The sequence below is a fragment of the Bradyrhizobium sp. CW1 genome, from assembly GCF_023100665.1.
In the GTDB taxonomy this organism is placed as follows: domain Bacteria; phylum Pseudomonadota; class Alphaproteobacteria; order Rhizobiales; family Xanthobacteraceae; genus Bradyrhizobium; species Bradyrhizobium canariense_D.
Map to the genome: position 1 here is coordinate 702,545 of NZ_CP064684.1, position 23,452 is coordinate 725,996.

The following is a 23,452-nucleotide window of genomic DNA, read 5'->3' on the forward strand; positions in this document are numbered from 1 at the left end:
GCGCGAATTCGTCGGTGAGCAATCTCGGCTTCGACACACAGCTGGTGCGCGGCCATCTGAATTCGACCCTGGCGTCTTCGAGGATGCGATCTGCATTCCCTGCCGCATGCCCTACATCACCAGCATGTTCATGCCGCGCAGCGCGGCCGACCGCTGCCGGTGCCCAGGAATTCCGTCAATCTCGCCTTCTTCGCGACGCTGGAAAGGCGTTCACGTAACGGATGGAGCTATTTGAACGGATCCTGGATCGACGGCGCCGACTGCCTGATGCGGCGCACGCTCACCGGCGTGCCGTCGGAGACGAACAGGAGTTCGTACTTCCGGCCCTCGCTGTCGGTCGCGGAGCAGGTGACGTCGTTCACCTTCTTGGCGGCGAAATTGCCGGTCTGGCGGCAGAGGCCGGTGGAGGTCTGCTCGGCCGGCACCGGCAGCCCGTCGACCTTGGGGCGGTCCTTGGAGTTGAGCAGCATGCGGTCGATCGGCAGCTCGTAGGAATTGTCGTCGGCGCGCTTGCCGTTCTCGCCGGAGAACGACACGACGTGATTGTCATCAGCGGGATCGTCGACCGCGACCGTGAAATTGACCCGGCCCTTGTCACCATGAGCGTAGGCGACCGTCTTGCAGGGGAAGGTGCGGCCGGCAACCTTCAACGTCTTGCAGTGGCCGGACATCAGCGCCAGCAAGTCGATAAAGGCGGTCTGTTGCCCGGGCGGATTGTTGACGGGAATCGGCGCGGAAGACTCGGCAAAACAAGGGCTTGCCAAGAGGACCAAGGTGGCGACGAGGGCAGCAGCGAGGATGGGGCGGCAGAGGCGCATCGGAAGGCTCACATGCCAGGGAACGACCGAAAAGTCCCGTCGGATAACCAGCGAACCGTAAATTGGTTGCGATCCCGTTTGTTCTGCCGGACTCGTCTGAAATACCACCGCGCCACCCCAACGGCAATTCGCCCATATCGCCCAACCCATTCCCGGCCAGCACTTGCCGTCAGGCCGGTGTTTTTTTCGTGGCGGGCTACCCCATAGCCGCCCGCCAGCGCGTATCGCGCAAGGATGGGCGGCGGTGCAGGCGGGCGTCGAGCAGGGCGCGGGCGCGCGGCAGGTCGCCGCTGCGCATGAGGGCAACGACAAAAGTGTCCTCGATCAACTCGCGCTGGGCGTGGCTGCCGCCGAGACGCACGACCTCGTCGAGGACCGGCGCGAGCATTTGCACGCATGCCGCGTAATCCTCGTCCGCAAAGGCTGCCAGCGCGCGGCAGACCGCCGGCACGACGGGGCCGGCCGGCAGCTTGCCATCGGCGAGCCGCTGCTCGATCGCGGTCAACCGCGCGACAAGCGCCTCGCGATTTTGCGTTGCGGCTGCGAACAGTGCCATGTGGATATCGGCGAAGGGCAGGCTCGATTTCGGAAACAGTCTTTGCGCGGTGGCATCGGCTTCGACCCAGAGCGCTCTCGGCACGACGTGGCCGTAAGCCGACAGGCGCCAGAGCAGTGACGCACCGTCGGTGACGAGATTGAGCGGCGGCGCCTGTGTGGCCTTTGGCTGCAGCACATCGGCATAGATCGCGAGCGCCCGCGCGGCATCGCCATGCTCCAGCGCGCCGAGCGCCTGATGCCAGCGGATGTGGCCGTGCAAGATCCCGGCGCGGTCGTAACAGGGGATCCAGTCGTCGACGAGCCGGTCGGCCGCTTCGATCGAACCGTCCTCGAACATCGCATGCAGCACGGCGTGCACGGCATGGGCATTCTGCCGGCGCAGCTCGAAGCCGCGCTCGGTGACACCGCGGCCGCGACTGACATTGCCGTTCTCGGTCATCGCCCAGCCGTACATGGTGAGGAACCACCAATCCTCGCCATAGTCATGCGCGACGCGCTCGCACAGCTCCTGCCGGGCGCGGTCGTGATCGGCCATGCCGGAGAACGCGAACAGGCCGAAGGCGCCGAGCGGCAGCGACAGCACCAATGCATCGCGCGGCCACGCCTCGACGTGCTTCATCGTCGCCGCGATTGCCTCGGGCAGCCGGCCCTCAATTGAAAGCGCCAGCGTCTCGACATGCGAACGCTCGCGTTCCGTGCCGCGTGTCGCCACGAGCTCACGGGCGAGTGCCGCCTTCTGCCGTGCCAGATCGCCTTGCTGATAGAAGCCATGCAGGCGGGCGCGGGCGATATGGGCCAGCGCAAAATCCGGATCGGCCGCAATCGCGCACTCCAAGGTTTCCGCCGTGCCGGTCCAGCCCGCGAGCATGAGGTCGACGCCTTCGCGATAAGCGGACGCCGCCTTGGGCGAAGAGGTAGAGAGCGGCAGGCCGTAGCGATCTTCGAGGGCCATTCTTGTCTCCGGCTCAGGCCGTCCGCGCGCGACGTCCTTCAATCGGATAGGCCGGGTCGTTGTAGCCTGGCGTCGAGGGATGACCCGGCACGACCAGTCTGTCGATCAGCGCCTCGTCCTCGGCGGTGAAGCGATAGTCGAGCGCGCCGGTATAGCCGTCCCATTGCTCCTCGGTGCGCGGGCCGGCAACGATCGAGGAGACAAAGGCGGAGTTCAGCACCCAGGCGACCGCGAACTGGCCTGCGGTGATGCCATTTTTCTCGGCGTGGGCCTTGATCTCCTGCGCCAGCTGGAGCGATTCCGGCCGCCATTCGGTCTGCATCATGCGGGTGTCATTGCGGCCCGCGCGCGTCTCCTTGTCGGGAGCCGCGTCGGGCGTGTATTTGCCGGTCAGCACGCCGCGCGCCAGGGGGCTATAGGGCACGATGCCGAGGCCGTAATAGGAGCAGGCCGGGAAGTGCTCGACTTCGGGCATGCGATTCATGGCGTTGTAATAGGGTTGGCTCACCGCGGGCCGGTCGATGCCGAGCCGGTCGCAGATGTTGCAGATTTCGGCGACGCGCCAGGCGCGGTAGTTCGAGACGCCGAAATAGCGCACCTTGCCGGCGCGGATCAAATCGCCCATCGCGCGCACCGTCTCCTCCAGCGGCGTCGAATGGTCTTCCTTGTGCAGATAATAGATGTCGATGTGGTCGGTGCCGAGCCGCTTCAGGCTCTCATCCGCCGCTTGCAAGACCCAGCGTCGCGACAGGCCGACACGGTTGGGATCGTCGCCCATGGGATTGGCGAGTTTCGTGGCCAGCACCCAGGCGTGACGGTTGTTGCCGATGGCGCGTCCCACGACCTGTTCGGATGCGCCCTTGGAATAGGCGTCGGCGGTGTCGATGAAATTGACCCCGGCCTCGTGCGCCTTCGCGATGATCCGCTTTGAGGTGGCTTCATCGGTCGGCCCGCCGAACATCATGGTGCCCAAGCAGATCGGCGACACTTTCAGGCCGCTGCGGCCGAGTTGGCGGTATTGCATGGGCGCGTCCTTGCTGCTTCTTCTGGCGACAGCATAACCGTCTCACTCCGTCATTGCGAGCGCAGCGAAGCAATCCAGAGATGCGTCTGCGGCGGCAGTCTGGATTGCTTCGCTGCGCTCGCAATGACGCGGTTGGCGGAGATGCTTGCTACGCTCTCAGCTGTCATCGCCCGGCTTGACCGGGCGATCCAGTATTCCGAGAGGGCTGTAGTTCAATCGAGAAGCCGCGGCGTACTGGATTCCCCGCCTGCGCGGGGAATGACAGCGGTGGGTATCGCTCCTACCCCGGCCCCTTCAAGATCTTGAACACACCATTGGCCATCACCACGCAGCGGCCGTCCACCGTCACCTCGGTGCTCATGAAGATCAGGCTGCGGGTCGAGCGCACCACGCGCGGGCGGGAGATCAGGATGTCGCCGATCTGGCCGGCTTCGACGAAATGTGTGTCGAGCTGCACCGTCGCCATGAACTCCTTGCCCGAGACATAGCGGGCAGTCATGCCGCAGGTACGGTCCGCGAACGTCATCATCACGCCGCCCTGGACCATGCCGCGGCGATTGTGGTGCTTGTCCTCGGTCGCAAGTGCGAATTCGTACTGGCCGTCGACCTTGCGCTCCCACAATGGGCCGATCAGGTGCATGAAGCCCGTGGTCTCCAGGATGGTCCAGCCGTCTGCTTTCAGCCTCGCGGCGGTCTTGTTGGTCATGTCGTCCATTTCCTGAGCGGGTCGTGCGATCTCGTTTCATCGGGGCCGGACGTGGTGTAGTCAAGCATGATGAGACCGTTCGACGATGCCACACGGCGGAATATCGCGGCTGCCTGTGCGGCCTTCACGCGGCTGCCGGAGGATGAGGCGCCGGCGGCGTTGAAGCGTGCCGCTGTGGTGATTGCGCTGACCGCAGCCAGCGAGCGCGATGACACGGCGTTCCTGCTCACGCTGCGCGCATCGCATCTGCGCGCCCATCGCGGCCAATGGGCTCTTCCCGGCGGACGCTGCGATGCCGGCGAGACGCCGGTCCAGGCGGCACTGCGCGAGCTCGACGAGGAGCTTGGCCTGCGCCTCACCGGCGCGGAGGTGCTCGGCACGCTCGATGACTATCCGACCCGCTCCGGTTATCTGATCACGCCGGTCGTGGTCTGGGCCGCCGATAGTGCCGCGATCAAACCAAACCCGGACGAGGTCGCCTCCGTCCATCGCATCGCGCTTGCGACGGTCGAGCGCGCCGACGCCTTCGATTTCGTCGCGATCCCCGAGAGCACGCGCCGTGTGATCCGTTTCCATCATCAGTCGAGCTTGATTCACGCACCGACGGCGGCCCTGATCTACCAGTTCCGCGAAGTGCTGGCAGGACGGCACACCCGCGTCACCGAGCTGGAACAGCCGGTATTCGCCTGGAAATGATGCGAGGGGCGAAAACGAGGTAAACGGCGCGTTAACGTGACAGTTACCGGATGCCTGCTAAGAGGGCAGCATGCATCAATCGATTCGAAATGCCGTGAGACTGGTTCCACTCGCGCTCGTCCTGCTCGCGCCTGCCGTGCGCGGCGGCGAATCCGACGCGCTGCCGCCGGCCGTCCGCAATGCCAATGCCCAGCTGTTGTCGCAGTTCTTTGCGCAAGGCGGCGTGTCGCCCGCCGTGCTGGAATATCGCCGCAAACTGCAGGAGTATCAGGCGGCGCGCGCGGCCTTTGACGAGGAAGCCGGCGCCTATTGGAGTCAGATCTCCGAGAAGCGGAAAGGCCGTAATGCCAAGCGGCGCAGCGGGCAGCAGGTCACGCTCGACGATTACGTGCTGGAGCATCCGCCGCTCTATAACGGGCCGAAACGGCCGGTGAATCCGGAGCCGGAGGAAACCCCGGACCGCCCGACGAAAAAGCCGATCCCGGTGGTCGCCGATCTGCTGCGCGCGGCGCAGGAGCTTTATCAGTTCACGCCACAGCGGCCGGCCAACGAAGTCGAATTCAAGCGCGTCTATGCACGCTACGCGCTGGCCTCGGGGCTGACGCGCGAGCAGGCGGTGCGGGTCTACGCGTTCGAGACCGGCGGCACCGGCAGTTACGACGTGCAGGCGGGAATCGAACATGGCGGCAAGCGCGCCATTTCGACCGCGATGGGCTACAACCAGCTGCTGACGACCAACAGCGTCGAGCTGCTGGCCGAGCAAGGCCATGAATTCATCCGCGCTCTCTCTGACAAGGTGGCGCGGACCTCAGGCCCGGCGCGTCAGTCGCTCGAGCACAAGCTCACTGTGCTCAAGAAAATGGTGGCGCACGCCAAGTCGGTGCCCGACACCTGGTCGGAGCACGAGAAGATCGGCAACACCGCGCAGGGCTGGGCCATGCATGCCATGGTGCTCGACATCGATATCGGGCCGATGCTGCAGACTCACAAGCTGCTCACCTCGGTGCTGTTCGCGCGTGCCAAGGGCTACAACCGCCCGCTCAGCGCGGCCGAGCTCGAGATGATGAACCTCACCGGCGACGGCACCGGCCTCGACATGGTGACAATGCCGCAGGTAATGCGCGAGCAGGTGCCGACTTCGAACTTCTTCCAGCGCGGCGGCTACGAGCGTAACCCGGTCGCGATCCGCCACAACACGGTGGCGAAGCTGCTGGCGGTGACGGATACGAGGATGGACAGCAACAGCAACAACGCCGGCGCGCGCGAGCTGGCGGGGGCGTTTTAGGCGGCGTCGTCCGGCGAAGGCCGGGACCCATTACCACAGGGCATAGTTTGGGAGGACGGTCGTTCGGTACTGCGGCCGTACGCAATCGAGGGATCACGCGGTATGGGTCGCGGCCTTCGCCGGGACGACAGCAGTGTGTGGCGTCGCCGCGACCTCGCCCTACTGATCCGACCCGAACTTGAACTTGCCGTCGCCTTCCAGATACGGGCCGCTGCGCATGTAGAGCTGGCCGTTGTGGCCGAGGAAGAACAGCGTGCCCTTCGGCACCTTCTTGGCGCCCTTCAGAAGTTCGCCGGCATTGCTGGTGCCCATCTTGTAGGAGAAGGTCTTGCCGTCCTTGTCATAGGCGTAGCCGGTGTCGGGCTTGAGCTCCCAAGGTGTTGCAGCGGTCTGCGCCAATGCGGGTGCAGCGAACGCGCCGAGCACGGCCGTCACCAAAAATATCCTTGTCGAAAATGCCATCACCCTATCCTCCCCATCGAGGCTCCCGGCTTGAACAAATCACGAACGGCGCTTCCAGGTCAATTTGCGAAAGCGCCGCAGCGCATCACGTCTTGCCGAGCAGTTTGTGATTTTCCCTTCGTCCCCGCGCGACTATGTTCCGCTTTCCGTCTAGAACGCAATTCGACAAAAACATTGGGTAGGGGATGATTCGAATGAACCTCGTCATTAAAGCTTGCTGGGCCGCCGGCCTGTTGCTGACGGTGCTCGCGCCGGCCGCCCGTGCCGATGATTACCAGCTTAGCCACAACCAGAGGATCTCGTGCAGCCGCGGCCTGGCCCCGGGCAAGCTGAACACCGCGACCTGCAAGTCATACACCTACCTCTTCAACACCAAGACCTCGGAATATTTCCGTTGTCAGGTCTCGCTGGCGCTGACCCGGGACAACAAGGAAGTCATCAACGTCCAGACCGACGGCGGCTGTACCAAGAAGCCGCGCATCTTCGACACCGACGGCCATTACGATTTCGACGCGACCGAGACCGAGCCGCCGAACACCAATTCGTTCTTCGGCCCTGGCGGCTACTCGGTGTGGGCCGCCGACGTCGGCGCGCAGAAGGTGCGCGGCTGCATCATCATCTCCTCCGGCCTCGGCTCCGACATCTCCAAATGCCTGGACATGACCTTCCAGTGAGGGGCTGACCAGACCTGGCTGCGCCACCTCGCCGCACCTGGCGAGTTCCCCAAAAATCGAACCAGCACAGCCATTTACTGCAGTCCTGTTTTGACTTTTGGATGGGTTGACCCGCCCCCCTCATCCGGCCAACTTCCGGCCGGTTTGGGGAGTAGAAAGATCATGAAACGAACGATTTTCGGCGTGGCCGCGGCTCTTGCTCTGGCGGCCTCGGCACCTTGCGCGCAGGCGCAATCCTTTATCAATGTGCTGACCGGTGGCACCTCCGGCGTCTACTATCCGCTCGGGGTCGCGATCGGGAAGATCTACGGCGACAAGATTCCTAACGTGAAGACGCAGGTGCAGGCCACCAAGGCGTCGGTCGAGAATCTGATCCTGCTCCAGCAGGGTCGCGGCGAGATCGCGTTCACGCTGGGTGACTCGCTGAAAGCGGCCTGGGATGGCGACGAGGAAGCAGGCTTCAAGTCCAAGCTCGACAAGCTGCGCACGATCGGCGCGATCTATCCGAACTACATCCAGATCGTCGCGACTGCCGAGAGCGGCATCAAGACGCTTGCGGATCTCAAGGGCAAGAGCCTGTCGGTCGGCGCGCCGAAATCGGGCACGGAGCTGAATTCGCGCGCCATCCTGGCGGCGGCCGGCATGAGCTACAAGGATCTTGGCAAGGTCGAGTATCTGCCGTTTGCCGAATCCGTCGACCTCATGAAGAACCGCCAGCTCGGCGCGACGCTGCAATCGGCCGGGCTCGGCGTGGCCTCGCTGAAGGATCTGTCGACCTCGAGCCCGATCGTGGTGGTGTCGGTGCCGAAGGAGACCGTCGACAAGATCGGCCTGCCCTTCATCGCGGCGACCATTCCCGCCAACACCTACACCGGGCAGGACAAGGACGTGCCGACTGCGGCGGTGGTCAACTACCTCGTCACCAGCTCGGCGGTGTCGGACGATCTCGCCTACCAGATGACAAAACTGGTCTACGAGTCGCTGCCCGAACTCGCCAACGCGCATGCGGCCGGCAAGGAGATCAAGCTCGAGACGGCCGCCAGCGGCAGCCCGGTTCCGCTGCACCCCGGCGCGATCCGCTATTACAAGGAAAAGGGGCTGATCAAGTAACGTCGGCCTCGTTATCGGACGTCATGGCCGGGCTTGTCCCGGCCATCCACGTTCTAAGGCCAGGCGAGAAAGATCGTGGATGCCCGGGACAAGCCCGGGCATGACGGCGCGGATGGACCGTGCCAATGCTATAAGCGCTCGACGATTGGGGATGGGTTGAAATGCTGGAGAAGGCAGAGGGCGCTCAAGAGCCCATCAAGGTCGAGTTCGACAATTTCGAGCACGGTTTTCCGGAAGGCTTTGGCCCGGGCTGGTGGGGCACGCTCGCCTACTGGATCGGCATCGCCTTCGCGATCTTCCAGCTTTATGTCGCGGCCTTCAATTATCTGCCGAGCCAGGTGGTGCGCGGCGTCCATGTCGGCTTCCTCATTCTCCTCACCTTCGGCCTGATCGGCAACTTCACCGCCAAAAGCGATTTCGGCCGCGCGATCGGCTGGCTGATCGGCGGCATGGGCTTTCTGTGCGGGCTCTATCAATGGATCTTCTATGCGGATCTGATCGCACGTGACGGCGATCCGACGCGCCTCGATCTGGTGGTCGGCACGCTGCTCGCCGTCCTGATCTTCGAGGGCACGCGGCGGCTGATGGGCGCAGCGCTCCCGCTGATGTGCGGCGCCTGTCTCGTCTACTGGTTCTTCGGCCAGTATCTGCCGTCACCGCTCAACCATCGCGGCTATGATTTCGACCAGATCGTCACGCATCTGTCGTTCGGCACCGAAGGTTTTTACGGCGTGCCGATCTACGTCTCGGCGACCTACATCTTCCTGTTCATCCTGTTCGGCTCGTTCCTGGAGCGCGCCGGCATGATCCAGCTCTTCACCGACGTTTCTCTTGGGTTATTCGGCAGGACCCGCGGCGGCCCGGCCAAGGTCGCGGTGTTCGCCTCGGGCATGATGGGCACGATCTCCGGCTCCGGCGTCGCCAACGTCGTCACCGTCGGCCAGTTCACGATTCCGCTGATGATCAGGTTCGGCTATCGCCGCGCGTTCGCGGCCGGCGTCGAAGCGACAGCGTCGATGGGTGGGCAGATCATGCCGCCGGTGATGGGCGCGGTCGCCTTCATCATGGCAGAGACGCTCGGCGTCCAATATTCTGAGATCGTGAAGGCGGCCGCGATTCCCGCGATGCTCTATTTCGCCTCCGCCTTCTGGATGGTGCATCTGGAGGCCGGCAAGCACGGGCTCACCGGCATGAAGCGCTCGGAGATTCCGAGCGCCTGGAAGGCCCTGGTGACGCGCTGGTATCTCGTGCTGCCGCTCGCGGCGCTGGTCTACATGCTGTTCGAAGGTTTTACGCCGCTCTATGCCGGCAGCATGGGCCTCGCGCTCACAGTGGCGCTGATCCTTGGCACCGCCATCACGACAGGCGCGTCTTCGATGGCGATCCGCTATGTCTTCTGGATCGGGCTCGCGCTCGTCGTCGCGGCGCTCTCGCGCGACGGCCTTCAGATCGTGCCGGTCGCAGGCGTCGTCGTCGCGCTGATCGTGATCACTGCGTTCGTGCGTGGCGGATTTTCCGCCCTGCGCGCCTGCCGCGATGCCTTGGCTGAAAGCGCCAAATCCGCGATCACCGTCGGCATGGCCTGCGCCATCGTCGGGGTCATCATCGGCATGATGTCGCAGACCGGCGTCGGCACCATCTTCGGCGGCTGGGTGATCGGTCTCGGCGAGAAGAGCCTGTTCCTGGCGCTGATCATGACCATGCTGCTGTCGATCCTGCTCGGCACCGGCATCCCGACCATCCCGACCTACATCATCACGGCAGCGCTCGCGGCGCCCGCGTTGGCCAAACTGGGTGTGCCCCTGATCGCAAGCCACATGTTCGCGTTCTATTACGGCATCATGGCGGACCTCTCGCCGCCGGTGGCGCTGGCCGCGCTTGCCGCAGCACCGATCGCGAAGGAGAATCCGGACAAGATCGGCTGGGAGGCGATGCGCATCGCGCTCGCCGGCTACGTCATCCCCTTCATCTTCGTCTATTCGCCGGCGCTGATGCTGCAGGGCGGCGATCCCATGGCGGCCAAGCTCGGCTTCTACGGCGCGGTGGCATTGGCGACTGTCAAGGCGCTGGTGGCGATCGCGCTGTTCGGCATGGTCGCGATCGGATTCCTGTTCACGCGCCTGACGTTCCTCGAACGTTTGGTCGCGCTCGGTGCCGCGCTGTGCCTGCTCGGCGACTTCCCGTTCAGCGACACCGCGGGCTTCCTGCTCGCCGCTGCGATCGTGCTGTGGCAGTGGCGGCGGCGGCCGCCGGCGCCGGTCGAGGCGGTGTGAGCCTCTGCCTCGTCACAGCCTCAGGCCTGAAGGCGCTGGCGCTGTCCGCGTTCACACTGGTGTGGACGCATTCGATCGCGAAGGTCGACTGGCAGGAAGACTGGCGCGTCACCCCCGCCGGGCTCGAACTGGTGCAGGCACGCGTGAAGGGCACCGGCCCCGGCATGGAGCCGCCGCCCGAGGCGCGCCTCGTCGACGGCTGGTTTCAATGGAGGCCCGCGCGCGCGCCGATGCCGGAGGTCGTGCTGGGCAATTCGGACGCGGCTGGCGAATGGCGGCTATGCCATGACGGCAAGTGCCGGACGTTGTCCGAGATTGTCGGTCATCCCATTGGTGCTAACGTCACAAAGATGATCGTCTGCAAAGAACAATAATAAGGGAGACACGCGATGGGTCGGCTCAAGGGCAAGGTTGCGATGGTGGTGGGTGCCGGCTCGATCGGGCCTGGTTGGGGCAACGGCAAGGCCACCGCGGTCACCTTTGCCCGCCAGGGTGCGCAGGTGTTTTGCGTCGATCGCAACGGCGCGGCCGCCGAGGAGACCGCGAAGATCATCGCGGACGAAGGCGGCCAGGCGAGCGCGTTCACGGCCGACGTCTCGCATGCGCGCGAGGTCGAGGCGATGGTCGCGGCATGCCTCAAGGCCTACGGCCGCATCGACGTGCTCGACAACAATGTCGGCATCGCCGAGATGGGCAGCGTGGTCGAAGTGACCGAGGAAAGCTGGGACCGGGTCTTCAGCGTCAACCTCAAGAGCGCCTATTTCGCCATGAAGCACGTCATCCCCGTGATGGTGAAACAGGGCGGTGGCTCGATCATCAACATCTCCTCGATCGCTTCGATCCGCCACATGGGCATCTCCTACGTCACGTACGGCACCTCGAAGGCGGCGATGAACCAGATGACCCGCACCACCGCGATCGAGTTCGCGCGCCACCATGTCCGCGTCAACGCGATCCTGCCCGGCCTGATGAAGACGCCGATGGTGGAACATTCCGCAGGTCTTGCGAACAGCTATGCCAAGGGCGATGTTGAAGCGATGTGGCGGGCGCGCGATGCGCAAGTGCCGATGGGCCACATGGGCGACGCTTTCGACGTCGCCAACGCCGCGCTGTTCCTGGCCTCGGACGAAGCGAAATATGTGACGGGCATCGAGCTCGTGGTGGACGGCGGGATCACGTGCAAGGCGGGGGCCTAGGCGTCGTTCCGTGTTCGCCGTCGTCCTGGACAAGCGAGCGTAACGAGCGCTGATCTAGGACCCATAACCCCAGGGAGAAGTTTGACGAAGGCTGGCGGCTCCGGCTACTTCAACATTCGGCATTCGGGGTAATGGGTCCTGGCTTTCGCCAGGACGACATCATTGCGCCAGCGCCAGAATCCCGCCGGCGAATGAATGCCATGCCGCCGTTTCGCTGATCGGCCAGTTCAGCACCTTCACCGCCAGCAGCGCGAGCGTGCCGGTGATGTAGACTGGATGCACTCGGCCCGCGGTGCGCCAGTCGCGTACCATGGCGACGACGAGCAGCAGCGAAGCGACCATCGCGGGCGCGATGGTGACGGGCACCGGCGGCGGCCCTGGCGGTCCCGAAGGCGCGAGGAAAGTGAGAAACCAGCGCGCGATCGCGGCATCGAGGATGGAGACCGCCGCGAGCAGCATCAGGCGTTTGTGAATCTCCGGCTTTCGCGTGTTCATGATCGCGAGCACGAATACACCAGCGAAGAACGCGATCCCGCTCATCGGCACGATCGAGAAGGCGATGCCGGCCTCTTTCTGGCCGAGCGCCGCGGAATGCTGCATCACATGGACGGAGGCGAGGAAGCCGAAGATCGTCATCGCGGTCGCGAGCGAAACGCCGGCTATGCCGAGCGCACGGTGATTGACCATGCGGCCTGAGGCGGCGAGCCACGTCTGGATCACGAAATAGAGAGACCAGGTGAAGAACAACAGGCCGTGGAAATGAATGACGGGGCTTGCGGACAATGTCCGGTTCGCGAGCGGCACAAAATAGGTCGGTGCGAAGCCGAGAAAGGCGGTGGCCGCGCAGGCCAGTGCCATGTGGAGATAGAAATATCGTGCGGGCGACGCATCTCGCGCGCGCACACGACGGTCGTCGATCAGGGTCGTCATGAGGGATGAGTCTGGAGAGGCGGCGTTTGGTTCAAACCCCTAGCCACCTGTGCAGGGCGCTTGTCGGGATGACGAAATCTAACCCCCCGCGCTCAGTTCCGCGCGATCGAGCTCCTCCTCGATCCTGTGAAACGCGTCGTCACCGATCACCTCGGTGGCCCGGAGGTCGAAGATCGATTTTCGCGCGGCTTCGATGGCGCGGCGGCGCAGCGGATCGGCGGGCAATTCGCCGTTGGTGATGCCACCATGGGGATCGTCGTCGGCCTGCATCAGGATGGCACGATATTCGAGCCGCAGGATTTCGGCTTCCTCCGACGGATCGTCCTCGATCGCGTCGAGCGCCGCGCGATAGGCGACGGCGCGGGCGCGCGCGACCTCGATGCCGACGGGATTGTCGTCCTTGAGGCCGAACGCCAGGATCAGCGGCCGCAAGGTCAGGCCCTGCACGACCAGCGTGCCGAGCACGACCGCAAACGCCGAGAAGACGATGAAGTCACGATGCGGAAAGTTTTCCGGCAAGGCAAAGGCGGTGGCGAGCGTGACGAGGCCGCGCATGCCACACCAGGAGATGATGAGGCCGCCCTTGGCGGAGGCGACCTGCTTCGGATCCTTGGGGTGATAGATCCCGTGCGCCACCAGCGTGCGCAGCGTCGTGCGGTAGAGCGTGACCCAGGCCAACCGGACCAGGACCACGGTGAGCAGGATCCAGGCGGCGGCCAGGCAATAGTCCCAGCGCACGTCCGCGTCCAGCCGCGTCCAGATCGGTCGCATCTGCATGCCGATCAGCATGAACGCGAGCACGTTGAGCACGAACACCATCGTATCCCACACCGCGTAGGACGGCACCCGCAACCGCGCCGGCATGCGAGCGGGTGCAGCGCGTGCCATCGTGATGGCGTACACGACGATGGTGAGGATGCCGGAGAGGCCGAGATGTTCAGCGCCGATCCAGACCATGAAGGTAGTGGCGAATTGCATGATGATCGAACTGGGAGCCTCCGTGATCCGCACGATCACCAGTGGCATGACTCGCGCGGCGAGATAGCCGGCAACGACGCTGCCGACCAGGGCCAGAGCCATGGTTGGCGCGACCTGGCTCCATGCCAGATGCTCGGTGGCGGTCGCTCCGACGGCGATGCGATAGATCAAGAGCGCGGTCGCGTCGTTGAGCAGGCTCTCGCCTTCCAGGACCTTCACCATGCGGTGAGGCAGCTTCACCTGGCTCAGGATCGCGACCGCGGCGGCCGCGTCCGGCGGGGCCACGATGGCGCCGAGCGCAACCGCGGCGGCCCAGGGCATATCAGGCATCAGCCGGTGCGCGACGTAGGCCACAGCGGCCGTGGTCAAGCCGACCGCGGCGACGACGAGGGTGGAGACCGGAACCCAATTGTTGCGGAGATCGCGCAGCGAGGTGTCGAAGGCGGCATCGAGCAGGACCGGTGCGACAAAAAGAGCCAACGCCAGGTCGGGCTCCAGCGTCCAGGACGGGCTCGACGGCACAAAGGCGATCAGTGCGCCCCCGATTGCGAGAAAGGTCGGGTAGGGGACCTTGATCCGCCGCGCCAGCGCCGATAATGCAACGGCGCCGAGCAGAAGCACGATGATCCATTCGAATGTCGACACGTTGATCCCCGAACCCGATTTGAGCGGCGCCACAAGCTAGCACCAATCCGGTCGTATGATGGATGGTGCAGCCCCAAGGCAAGACCTCAAGGCGGACCTTAACTCAAGACTTTCCAACTGTGGCGAGCATGCGTTTTCTCATTCAATGGTCCGGCGCCGGGTTGCTCTTTGCGCTCTCGTTCGTTGCGGCTCATGCTGCGACCGGCGGCGAGCCGGCCGCGGTGCCGCAGGTCGACATCGCGCCGTGCCTCGCGGCTGCCGCAGCCGACGACATCGACAAGGCCGCCACGGCCTGCGCCGCCGTGATCGACAACGAGAAGACGGCGAAAGGGGACCTGATCAAGGCGCTGATCGCGCGCGGCGGGCTTTATGCGCGGCACGACCAAGTCGACCGCGCGATCGCCGACGACAGCCGCGCGCTGGAGCTCGATTCCGGTCTCGCCGATATCTTCAACGCGCGGGGCGAACTCTGGCTAAGGAAGGGCGACAAGCCCAAGGCGGTGCAGGATTTCGGTGCGGCGTTGAAAATCGATCCGAACCACGAGAAGGCCAAGCCCAATCACAAGGCGATGGCGCGCGAGATCGAGCGGATCGGCGCGCAGATGGCAGTCGCGGGCAAGCCCAGTTTCATTTGCAAGGGTGTGCGCCGTCCCGTCGAGAAGGCGATCTGCGCCAACCGCGAGCTCGCAGATCTCGACCGCGAGATCTTTGCCGCCAACGCGCGCGTGTTGCGCGAAGCCCGCAATGCAGGCGAAGCGAAGGCGCTTCAACGCGAGCAGGACGATTTCATCGCCGGCCGCAACGCCGGGTTCGGCCGGCCGGGGTACGATTTGAAGAAGGCGATGCAGGAGCGGCTGCAGCGGCTCAACGGGGTGGACGGGTATTGAGGCTCCTCGTCTCGCTCGTAAGAGCGGGACGAAGGAGGGAAGGGATCGGTGCGCCGCTGGCACGCCTCGATTTGAACCGATTCTTTGGCTGCCGCGACAATGGTGAAAGCCTGATGTCCCGGAGCCCTATGCCATGTGCGGCACGCATCCTTCCGCGCAAATGCTCTCGTTTGCAAAAATCTCGTTTCGCTCGCTCCTGCTCAGCGCGGCAATGAGCGTCGTTCTCGTCGCCCCTGCTTCGGCCGGCGTCGATTGCGTAATCGGGAGCAAGGCCGCTCCGGCTGAGCTGATCCCGGCCTGCAGCGCCATCATCGACCAGGCCTCGAATCCATCCCTCGATCGCGCCGCGGCATTGCTGGTGCGCGCCGACGCCAATGCGCGAACCTCGGGCGCCCTCACGCAGGCGCTGCGAGATATCGATCGCGCCATCGCACTCGATGGCAAGAACGCAAAAGCCTGGCGCCTGCGCGGTGATCTCCTGCGCGAGGCCGGCGGCGATCTCAACCGCGCCGCGGCGGACCTCAGCAAGGCCATCGAGCTCGATCCGCAGGATTCGGAATCTTACGAGCTGCGCGGCGTCGTCTACACCAACCAGCACCGGCTCGACCGCGCGCTTGCCGATTACGACCAGGCGATCAGGCTGAAGCCTGACAATGCACAGGCCTGGTCCGACCGCGGCGTGACCTATTATCTCGGCGGCGACAACGAGAAGGCGATCCGCGATCTCAGCGAGGCGTTGCGCCTCGATCCGAACCGGCCGCGCAGCTACACCAATCGTGGCGCCGCCTACAAGAAGCTCGGCCAGCTCGACAAGTCGGTTGCCGACGACGGCGAGGCGATCCGGCTCGATCCGAAAGTGCCCGAATATTACGACAATCGCGGGCTGGCGCTGGCCGCGATGGGGGAGTACGACAAGGCGATTGCCGATTACGATCAGGCGCTCCGGCTGGCACCGCGGCCGAATTTCTTCACAAACCGCGGCGATTCCTACCACCTGAAGGGCGAGCTTGGCGCGGCGCTGAGCGATTACGAGGCCGCGCTGAAACTCGATCCGAATTTCGCGCTGACCTACAACAACCGCGCCGTGCTCTACAAGAAGATGGGCGAGCGCAAGAAGGCGCTGGCCGACTACGAGACCGCGCTGCGGCTCGATCCCGGCAACGACAATGCGGCCGGCGGCCGCCGAACCATGATCGCGGAGATCGCGAAATTCGGCGGCGAGCCGCTGCGGCCGCTCGCGGCGAATTCCGGCAATGGCCCGTCGTTCGATTGTGCCACCGCGAAGCGCGAGGTCGAGAAGGTGATTTGTGCCGATCCGCAGCTGGGGGTGCTCGATCGCCAGATCGCCGAGACCTACGAGCGCGTGCTGAAATCGGCCGGGTCCCGCTTCGCCGGCGGCCTCCGTCGCACCCAGCGCGATTTCCTCACCACCCGCAATACGAGCTTCGGCCGCCCCGGCTATGATCTCAGGAAGGTCATGCAGGAGCGGCTGCAGCGGCTGAATGCGATGGATAGCTGAGCATTGTTCTTTTCAGCTTGAACCGCGGCCCGTTCCCGGGAAAATACCCCTCAAACAAGGCCGGTACTTGATCCCTGTCATGGCGGGACGTCTGTCCTGCAACAAGGTCAAGGCCAGGCGAATAAGGGAACGGGAGCGCGGGAATGAACGTCCGAGGAAACATCGACGGAAAAAGTCTCTATCACGAGGTTTATGCGCGCTCGCTGGCTGACCCCAAGGGCTTTTGGGCCGAGGTGGCCAAGGAGATCGACTGGATCGAGCCACCGAAAAAGATCTTCGATCCCTCGCAAGGCGTCTACGGCCGCTGGTTCAGCGGTGGCGTCGTCAACACCTGCTACAACGCGCTTGACCGTCAGGTCGAACGCGGCCGCGCCGACCAGGTCGCGCTGATCCATGATTCGCCGCTGGCAAATAGCGTCACCAAATTCACCTACGCCGAACTGCTGGCCGAAGTGCAGGCGCTTGCCGCCATCATGCAGGATTTTGGTGTCGCCAAGGGCGATCGCGTCATCCTGTATATGCCGATGGTCCCCGAGGCCGTCGTCGCGATGCTCGCCTGCGCGCGCATTGGCGCGGTGCACTCCGTGGTGTTCGGTGGCTTTGCCGCGAAAGAGCTCGCCACCCGCATCGACGATGCGCAGCCAAAGTTGATTCTGTCGGCGAGTTGCGGCATCGAGCCCGGCCGGATCGTGCAGTACAAGCCGCTGCTCGACGAGGCGATCAGGCTTGCGGGGGCAAAGCCGAAGGCCTGCATCGTGCTGCAACGTCCGCAGCTCGTCTGCGCCCTCACGCCCGGCCGCGACTATGATTGGGCGGGCCTGCGCCGCAAGGCGATGAACGACGGCAAGAAGGCGCCTTGTGTGCCCGTCGCCGCTACCGATCCGCTCTACATCCTCTATACGTCAGGCACGACCGGCATTCCCAAGGGTGTCGTGCGCGACAATGGCGGCCATCTCGTCGCGGTGAAATGGTCCATGTTCAACCTTTATGGCGTCAAGCCGGGCGAGGTCTGGTGGTGCGGCTCCGACATCGGCTGGGTGGTCGGCCACAGCTACATCGTCTACGGCCCGCTGCTGCATGGCGCGACCTCGATCATGTATGAGGGCAAGCCGGTCGGCACGCCCGATGCCGGCGCGTTCTGGCGCGTGATCAGCGAGCACAAGGCCGTCGCCTTCTTTACTGCGCCGACCGCGTTCCGCGCGATCCGGAAAGAAGATCCGGAAGGAAAATTCATCCGGCAATACGACCTCTCGACGTTCCGCACGCTGTTCCTGGCCGGCGAGCGCGCCGATCCGCCGACGGTGGAATGGGCGGAGCAGCAGTTGAAAGTGCCTGTGATCGACCATTGGTGGCAGACCGAAACCGGCTGGTGCATCGCCGGCAATCCGGTTGGCTTAGGTCAGCTGCCGGTGAAGCACGGGTCGCCGACGGTGCCGATGCCGGGCTATCAGGTCGACGTGGTCGACGAAGCGGCAAAGCCGGTCGGTCCGAACACCATGGGTTCGATCGTCATCAAGCTTCCGATGCCGCCGGGCTGTCTGCCGACGCTGTGGAATCAGGACGAACGGTTCAAGGAAGCCTATCTCACCGAATTCCCCGGCTACTACAAAACGTCGGATGCCGGCTACAAGGACGACGACGGCTATGTCTTCGTCATGGGCCGCACCGACGACATCATCAACGTCGCCGGCCATCGGCTCTCCACCGGCGGCATGGAGGAGATCCTGGCTTCGCATCCCGATGTCGCTGAATGCGCCGTGCTCGGCGTCAAGGACGCGATCAAGGGCGAGGTGCCCTGCGGCTTCCTGGTGCTCAAGGCGGGTGTGAAACGGGCCCCGGCCGAGATCGAGAAGGAGATCGTCGCGCTGGTGCGCGACAAGCTCGGTCCCGTTGCCGCGTTCAAGCTCGCCATCACCGTCGGCCGCCTGCCCAAGACGCGATCCGGAAAGATCTTGCGCGGCACGATCAAGAAGATCGCAGATGGTGAAGCTTGGACCATGCCGGCGACGATCGAGGACCCCAAGGTGCTGGACGAGATCGGCGATGCGCTGAAGGGGCGGGTGTGAGGTTTGCAATGGGGCTTGAATAGGCCGCATTTTTCCGCTCAATCCTCATCCTGAGGACCTGGCGCGCGTCTCGAAGGATGAAAGGCCCCGCTGCGGCAGCTTGGCCTGCATGGTTCGAGACGCCCGCTGCGCGGGCTCCTCACCATGAGGATGAAGGGCCTGCCATGAATTCGAAGCCGTTTCTAGCGATTGCATTTGCGGGCCTCATTCTCTCCGCCTGCTCCGCGCGCTACCAGACGCCGGTGGCGATGGGCGGCGATGATGACGACGCGGTCTGCCAGAGCCGCGGCTATGCGGCCGGATCGCCCGAATACGTGGCGTGCCGCAAGGACCGCGACGTCCAGCGCAGTTCCGCGACCACCCGCGCCGACCGCCGCCAGCGCGACCTCGGCGAATACATGCTGAACCATCCGGACCGGCCATAAAGGCTGCGCTGCGCCGCTGCGCTCGCAATGACGAGGTTGCTGAAGCTTCTTGCGTCAGACTAAAAACGCGGCGAGTTTCCCCGCCGCGTTTGCATTCGATGACGACTGAAGTGGAAGGATTACTCCTCCTCCTGGTCCTGCTTCTTGCCGCCGAGCGTCTTCAGCTTGGCGAACACAGCATCGACGTTGAGATCGTCGCTGGACCTCTCCGCGGGTTCGTACTCGTCCTTCTTGGTGGTTTCTGAGGCCGGCAGCAAAGTGGCGCCGCCATAGGCTGCGTCGATCGGCTTTTCCTTCGCCGCGCGCGCGACCTCGAAATCGAGCTCGATCTGCGAGCAGAGGCCGAGGGTGACGGGATCGATCGGCGTCAGCTGGGAGGTGTTCCAGTGGGTGCGATCGCGGACACTCGCGATCGTACTCTTGGTCGTGCCGACCAGGCGCATGATCTGGGCGTCCTTGAGCTCGGGATGGTTGCGCAGCAGCCAGAGGATGGCGCTCGGGCGTTCGTGGCGGCGCGAGACCGGGGTGTAGCGCGGGCCCTTGCGCTTGGGCTGCGGCGGCAGCACCACCTTGCTCTCCTGGAGGCGGAGCCGGTAGTCCGGGTTGTTCTCGCCCTTCTCGATTTCCTCGCGGGTCAGCTGGCCATTGGAAAGGGGATCCATGCCCTTGATGCCCTGGGCGGCGTCGCCATCGGCGATCGCGCGCACCTCGAGGGGGTGCATTTTGGTGAAATCGGCGACCTGATCGAAGGTCAGCGCGGTATTGTCGAGCAGCCAGACGGCGGTCGCCTTGGGCATCAGAGGTGCGTTGCTCATGGCAAATCTCCTTTGTGCTTCGCCCACCCCTTTGGAGGCGAAACCGGTGGTCATCAGCGATGACTGGGAATTCGCGCTATATAAGCCCGGAGGGGCTAGCCACGCAATGGTTCTGCTATAGATAGTGCCTTGACAGCGCCCGAAAGGGGGCCCAATTCCCTCTGAAGTCTCTGTAAGACCGTACCCAAGCCCTGTTCATCCATCGACCGCTTCCCGCCCATTTGGCGAGGTGATTCGGTCCCGAGATCGCTCAATGTCAGCCAAACCAGACCTCAAGATCGTGCTTTGTTCTCCCCGTGGCTTCTGCGCCGGGGTGGTCCGGGCGATCGACACCGTGGAACGGGCGCTCGATAAATACGGCGCCCCCGTCTATGTTCGCCACGAGATTGTGCACAATAAATACGTCGTCGATGGGTTGAAGAAGAAGGGCGCGATCTTCGTCGAGGAACTCGCCGAGATCCCGGAAAACACCACCGCGCCGGTGGTGTTCTCGGCCCATGGCGTGCCGAAATCGGTCCCGGCCGACGCCACCTCCCGCAATTTGTTCTCGCTGGATGCGACCTGCCCCCTGGTCACCAAGGTGCACCGCGAGGCCGCGATCCATTTCAAGCGCGGCCGCGAGATCTTCCTGATCGGGCATTCCCATCATCCGGAGGTGGTGGGCACGCTCGGCCAGCTCCCGACCGGCGCCGTGACCCTGATCGAGACTGCCGAGGACGCCAAGACCATCGCCCCGAAGGACCCGAACAACCTCGCCTTCGTGACCCAGACCACGTTGTCGATCGACGACACCGCGGAGATCGTGGCGCTCCTGAAGGAACGCTTCCCGAACATCAACGGGCCGCACAAGGAAGACATCTGCTACGCCACCACCAACCGCCAGCTCGCGGTGAAGAAGGTGGCGCCGGTGGTCGACGCCCTGATCGTGGTCGGTGCGCCGAACTCGTCGAACTCGCAGCGCCTGCGCGAAGTCGCCGAACGCGAGGGTTGCCCGATCGCCGTGCTGGCGCAGCGCGCCACCGAAATCGACTGGAAGCGGTTCGAGAACATCACCAGCCTCGGCATCACCGCGGGTGCCTCGGCACCGGAAGTGATCGTCGAGGAGATCATGGACGCGTTCGCCGAGCGCTTCACGCTGCATGTGGAGACGGTCTCGGCCGCGGAAGAGAACGAGTTCTTCCCGCTGCCGCGCCAGGTGCGCCCCGAAGCCGCCGCCGAGTAGACGTTCATGGCGGTCTACACCGACGTTGCCGCCGACGAGCTTGCGGACTTCCTCAACCAATACGATCTCGGCGAGTTGCTCTCCTACAAGGGCATCGCCGAGGGCGTCGAAAATTCCAACTTCCTGCTGCATACGACCAAGGGGTCGTTCATCCTCACGCTCTATGAGAAGCGCGTGGCGAAGAACGATCTGCCGTTCTTCCTCGCGCTGATGACGCATCTTGCCGAGCACGGCGTCAACTGCCCGCTGCCGGTGAAGGGAACGGACGGCGAGGCGTTGCGCGAGCTGTCGGGCCGGTCGGCCGCGATCATCACCTTTCTCGAAGGCGTCTGGCCGCGCAAGCCGAACGCGGTCCATTGCGCCGGCGTTGGCGAGGGGCTCGCCAGGATGCATCTGGCCGGCGCGAATTTCGCGATCAGGCGTGCGAACGCGCTGTCGGTCCCGGGCTGGCGGCCGCTGTTCGATGCCGCATCACACCGGGCCGACGAGGTGCAGCCCGGCCTGCGCGCGTTCCTGAGCCAAGAGCTCGACTACCTCGAGAGCGGGGTCTGGCCGACGCTTCTGCCCGAAGGCGTGATCCACGCCGACCTCTTCAACGACAACGTCTTCTTTCTCGACGACAAGTTGTCAGGGATCATCGACTTCACTTTCGCCTGCAATGACTGGCTCGCCTATGATGTCGCGATCTGCCTCAACGCCTGGTGCTTCGAGCCGGATCATTCCTTCAACGTCACCAAGGCGCGGGCCTTCCTCAATGCCTATGGCCGCGTGCGAAAGCTGTCCGAGCCGGAAGAGGCAGCGCTGCCGCTGCTCGCGCGCGGCGCTGCGATGCGCTTCCTGCTGACGCGGCTGGTCGACTGGCTCAACGTTCCGCCCGGCGCGCTGGTTCGGCCGAAGGATCCGCTGGAATATGTCCGCAAGCTGCGCTTCCACCAGAGCGTTTCCAGCGTGCGCGACTACGGGCTGATGCCGTCGGGGCTGGTGGCGTGAGCGAGCTTCCGATTGTCACGATCTACACCGACGGCGCCTGCTCGGGAAATCCGGGGCCCGGCGGCTGGGGCGCGATCCTGAAGTTCGGCGACAAGGAAAAAGAACTGAACGGTGGTGAGCGCCACACCACCAATAACCAGATGGAATTGATGGCGGCGATCTCCGCGTTGGAAGCGCTGAAGAAGCCGTGCACGGTCGATCTCTATACCGACAGCCAATATGTCCGTCAGGGCATTACCGGCTGGATCCACGGCTGGAAGCGCAACGGCTGGCGCACCGCCGACAAGAAGCCGGTGAAGAATGTCGAGCTATGGCAGCGCCTGGATGCCGCGCTGAAGGCCCATGACGTGCGGTGGCACTGGGTCAAAGGTCACGCAGGCCATCCCGAGAACGAACGCGCCGACCAGCTCGCGCGCGACGGGATCGTGAAGGCGCGGTTGCAGCAGAGGCTGGCGGAGTAGGCGCGCGGTCGGCGCTCCTTCCTCATGCTCCGCCGTCATCGCCCGGCTTGACCGGGCGATCCAGTACGCAGCGGCCTCTCGATTCAACAACAACTGCTCTGGAATACTGAATGCCCCGCTTTCGCGGGGCATGACAGAGTCGTTTGTGGCTGAAAGCGGCGTCTAAAGCTTACAGCTGCCCGAGCAGCGTATCGCCGCCGGACACCTCGACCTTGCCGGGCATCGCCTCGAGGTTCAGCTTCTTGACCACGCCGTCCTCGACCAGCATCGAATAGCGCTTGGAGCGGATGCCGAGACCGTTGCCGGAGGCGTCGAGCTCCATGCCGATCGCCTTGGTGAAGTCGGCATTGCCGTCGGCGAGGAAGATGGCCTCGTCGCGCTGGTCGGTATCGCGCTTCCAGGCGTTCATGACGAAGGCGTCGTTGACGGAGACGATGGCGATGGTGTCGACGCCCTTGTCCTTCAGGGCGTAGGCGTTGAGGAAAATGCTCGGCAGATGCATCTTGTGGCAGGTGCCCGTATAGGCGCCGGGCACCGCGAACAGCGCCACTTTCTTGCCCTTGAAGATGTCGTCGGTGGTCTTCACCTGCGGGCCTTCGGCCGTCATCACGCGGAATTTCGCCTCGGGCAGTTTGTCGCCAGTCTGGATCGCCATCGTCAGTCTCCCTGAAAATCGGTCCCGCTTTTTAGACCGTGCGGCGGCGCTGCACAATGTTGCCGGTAGGGCAGGCGGTGAGGGCGGGACCCTTCACCGTTATGT

Annotated in this window: 23 protein-coding genes and 1 pseudogene; 15 read left to right on the top strand and 9 right to left on the bottom strand. The window is 64.3% G+C overall.

Annotated features, from left to right (window positions below; translation table 11 throughout):
- Nucleotides 1-61: 61 nt before the first annotated feature.
- Nucleotides 62-195, top strand: a pseudogene (locus IVB54_RS03310) (oleate hydratase); the annotation flags it as partial.
- Between the two features lie 32 nt (nucleotides 196-227).
- On the opposite strand, the gene IVB54_RS03315 reads toward IVB54_RS03310, so the two are convergent.
- From IVB54_RS03315 to IVB54_RS03330, 4 genes are all read right to left on the bottom strand, one after another.
- The gene (locus IVB54_RS03315) at nucleotides 228-818 is read right to left on the bottom strand and encodes a hypothetical protein (protein WP_018453119.1); all 591 of its coding nucleotides are present in this window, start codon (nucleotides 816-818) and stop codon (nucleotides 228-230) included.
- Between the two features lie 196 nt (nucleotides 819-1,014).
- Complete coding sequence (locus IVB54_RS03320; protein WP_247299245.1) at nucleotides 1,015-2,328, bottom strand: tetratricopeptide repeat protein; 1,314 nt, start codon at nucleotides 2,326-2,328, stop codon at nucleotides 1,015-1,017.
- Between the two features lie 13 nt (nucleotides 2,329-2,341).
- A complete protein-coding gene (locus tag IVB54_RS03325) occupies nucleotides 2,342-3,352 on the bottom strand; it encodes an aldo/keto reductase (protein ID WP_018453120.1) in 1,011 nt (336 codons plus the stop codon).
- Nucleotides 3,353-3,632: 280 nt separating this feature from the next.
- Entirely contained in the window at nucleotides 3,633-4,058 is a 426-nt protein-coding gene (locus tag IVB54_RS03330) for a PaaI family thioesterase (RefSeq protein WP_026232466.1), read from the bottom strand.
- A 66-nt stretch (nucleotides 4,059-4,124) separates the two neighbouring features.
- Here IVB54_RS03330 and IVB54_RS03335 point away from each other — a divergent pair, with 66 nt between their 5' ends.
- Both IVB54_RS03335 and IVB54_RS03340 read left to right on the top strand, forming a co-directional pair.
- Entirely contained in the window at nucleotides 4,125-4,754 is a 630-nt protein-coding gene (locus IVB54_RS03335; protein ID WP_018453122.1) for a CoA pyrophosphatase, read from the top strand.
- Between the two features lie 70 nt (nucleotides 4,755-4,824).
- The gene (locus IVB54_RS03340) at nucleotides 4,825-6,039 is read left to right on the top strand and encodes a hypothetical protein (protein ID WP_018453123.1); all 1,215 of its coding nucleotides are present in this window, start codon (nucleotides 4,825-4,827) and stop codon (nucleotides 6,037-6,039) included.
- A gap of 159 nt (nucleotides 6,040-6,198) precedes the next feature.
- Here IVB54_RS03340 and IVB54_RS03345 read toward each other — a convergent pair whose 3' ends face one another.
- On the bottom strand, nucleotides 6,199-6,501 hold the full coding sequence (locus IVB54_RS03345) for a hypothetical protein (protein WP_026232467.1): 303 nt from the start codon (nucleotides 6,499-6,501) through the stop codon (nucleotides 6,199-6,201).
- 194 nt (nucleotides 6,502-6,695) lie between these two features.
- Between IVB54_RS03345 and IVB54_RS03350 the strand changes: the two genes are divergently transcribed.
- The 5 genes from IVB54_RS03350 (at nucleotide 6,696) to IVB54_RS03370 (ending at nucleotide 11,754) form a co-directional block, all read left to right on the top strand.
- The gene (locus IVB54_RS03350) at nucleotides 6,696-7,175 is read left to right on the top strand and encodes a hypothetical protein (RefSeq protein WP_018453125.1); all 480 of its coding nucleotides are present in this window, start codon (nucleotides 6,696-6,698) and stop codon (nucleotides 7,173-7,175) included.
- A gap of 162 nt (nucleotides 7,176-7,337) precedes the next feature.
- On the top strand, nucleotides 7,338-8,285 hold the full coding sequence (locus tag IVB54_RS03355; RefSeq protein WP_018453126.1) for a TAXI family TRAP transporter solute-binding subunit: 948 nt from the start codon (nucleotides 7,338-7,340) through the stop codon (nucleotides 8,283-8,285).
- Nucleotides 8,286-8,446: 161 nt separating this feature from the next.
- Nucleotides 8,447-10,558, top strand: a complete 2,112-nt coding sequence (locus tag IVB54_RS03360) for a TRAP transporter permease (protein WP_018453127.1) — start codon at nucleotides 8,447-8,449, stop codon at nucleotides 10,556-10,558.
- A complete protein-coding gene (locus IVB54_RS03365; RefSeq protein WP_198293337.1) occupies nucleotides 10,555-10,932 on the top strand; it encodes a DUF1850 domain-containing protein in 378 nt (125 codons plus the stop codon). Before IVB54_RS03360 ends, IVB54_RS03365 begins: the two co-directional genes overlap by 4 nt.
- A 15-nt stretch (nucleotides 10,933-10,947) precedes the next feature.
- Nucleotides 10,948-11,754: a glucose 1-dehydrogenase gene (locus IVB54_RS03370; protein WP_204512522.1), complete on the top strand. Its 807-nt coding sequence runs from the start codon at nucleotides 10,948-10,950 to the stop codon at nucleotides 11,752-11,754.
- A 159-nt stretch (nucleotides 11,755-11,913) separates the two neighbouring features.
- Here the strand turns inward: IVB54_RS03370 and IVB54_RS03375 are convergent, their stop codons facing one another.
- Both IVB54_RS03375 and IVB54_RS03380 read right to left on the bottom strand, forming a co-directional pair.
- Nucleotides 11,914-12,684: a hypothetical protein gene (locus tag IVB54_RS03375; protein ID WP_018453130.1), complete on the bottom strand. Its 771-nt coding sequence runs from the start codon at nucleotides 12,682-12,684 to the stop codon at nucleotides 11,914-11,916.
- Nucleotides 12,685-12,762: 78 nt separating this feature from the next.
- Nucleotides 12,763-14,340, bottom strand: coding sequence for a sodium:proton antiporter (locus tag IVB54_RS03380; RefSeq protein ID WP_018453131.1), 1,578 nt, complete (start codon nucleotides 14,338-14,340; stop codon nucleotides 12,763-12,765).
- Between the two features lie 95 nt (nucleotides 14,341-14,435).
- Between IVB54_RS03380 and IVB54_RS03385 the strand changes: the two genes are divergently transcribed.
- From IVB54_RS03385 to IVB54_RS03400, 4 genes are all read left to right on the top strand, one after another.
- The gene (locus tag IVB54_RS03385; RefSeq protein WP_018453132.1) at nucleotides 14,436-15,194 is read left to right on the top strand and encodes a tetratricopeptide repeat protein; all 759 of its coding nucleotides are present in this window, start codon (nucleotides 14,436-14,438) and stop codon (nucleotides 15,192-15,194) included.
- A gap of 133 nt (nucleotides 15,195-15,327) precedes the next feature.
- Nucleotides 15,328-16,713 (top strand): tetratricopeptide repeat protein, encoded by a 1,386-nt coding sequence (locus tag IVB54_RS03390; RefSeq protein ID WP_018453133.1) that lies wholly within the window; start codon nucleotides 15,328-15,330, stop codon nucleotides 16,711-16,713.
- Nucleotides 16,714-16,856: 143 nt separating this feature from the next.
- Nucleotides 16,857-18,779, top strand: a complete 1,923-nt coding sequence (locus IVB54_RS03395) for a propionyl-CoA synthetase (protein ID WP_018453134.1) — start codon at nucleotides 16,857-16,859, stop codon at nucleotides 18,777-18,779.
- A gap of 164 nt (nucleotides 18,780-18,943) precedes the next feature.
- Nucleotides 18,944-19,204, top strand: coding sequence for a hypothetical protein (locus IVB54_RS03400; RefSeq protein WP_018453135.1), 261 nt, complete (start codon nucleotides 18,944-18,946; stop codon nucleotides 19,202-19,204).
- Nucleotides 19,205-19,323: 119 nt separating this feature from the next.
- Here the strand turns inward: IVB54_RS03400 and IVB54_RS03405 are convergent, their stop codons facing one another.
- Nucleotides 19,324-20,019 carry a cell cycle transcriptional regulator TrcR gene (locus tag IVB54_RS03405; RefSeq protein ID WP_007597507.1) on the bottom strand — a complete coding sequence of 232 codons (696 nt, stop codon included), beginning with the start codon at nucleotides 20,017-20,019 and terminating at the stop codon, nucleotides 19,324-19,326.
- A 253-nt stretch (nucleotides 20,020-20,272) separates the two neighbouring features.
- Here IVB54_RS03405 and ispH point away from each other — a divergent pair, with 253 nt between their 5' ends.
- Genes ispH through rnhA form a run of 3 tightly spaced genes read left to right on the top strand, consistent with a single transcriptional unit; the run spans nucleotide 20,273 to nucleotide 22,692 of the window.
- On the top strand, nucleotides 20,273-21,241 hold the full coding sequence (ispH, locus tag IVB54_RS03410; RefSeq protein WP_007597506.1) for a 4-hydroxy-3-methylbut-2-enyl diphosphate reductase: 969 nt from the start codon (nucleotides 20,273-20,275) through the stop codon (nucleotides 21,239-21,241).
- A gap of 6 nt (nucleotides 21,242-21,247) precedes the next feature.
- A complete protein-coding gene (locus IVB54_RS03415) occupies nucleotides 21,248-22,231 on the top strand; it encodes a homoserine kinase (RefSeq protein WP_247360879.1) in 984 nt (327 codons plus the stop codon).
- Nucleotides 22,228-22,692: a ribonuclease HI gene (gene rnhA, locus IVB54_RS03420; RefSeq protein WP_018453138.1), complete on the top strand. Its 465-nt coding sequence runs from the start codon at nucleotides 22,228-22,230 to the stop codon at nucleotides 22,690-22,692. The genes IVB54_RS03415 and rnhA overlap by 4 nt, the downstream gene beginning before the upstream one ends.
- A 169-nt stretch (nucleotides 22,693-22,861) precedes the next feature.
- Here rnhA and IVB54_RS03425 read toward each other — a convergent pair whose 3' ends face one another.
- The gene (locus IVB54_RS03425) at nucleotides 22,862-23,347 is read right to left on the bottom strand and encodes a peroxiredoxin (protein ID WP_018453139.1); all 486 of its coding nucleotides are present in this window, start codon (nucleotides 23,345-23,347) and stop codon (nucleotides 22,862-22,864) included.
- Nucleotides 23,348-23,452: the final 105 nt, after the last annotated feature.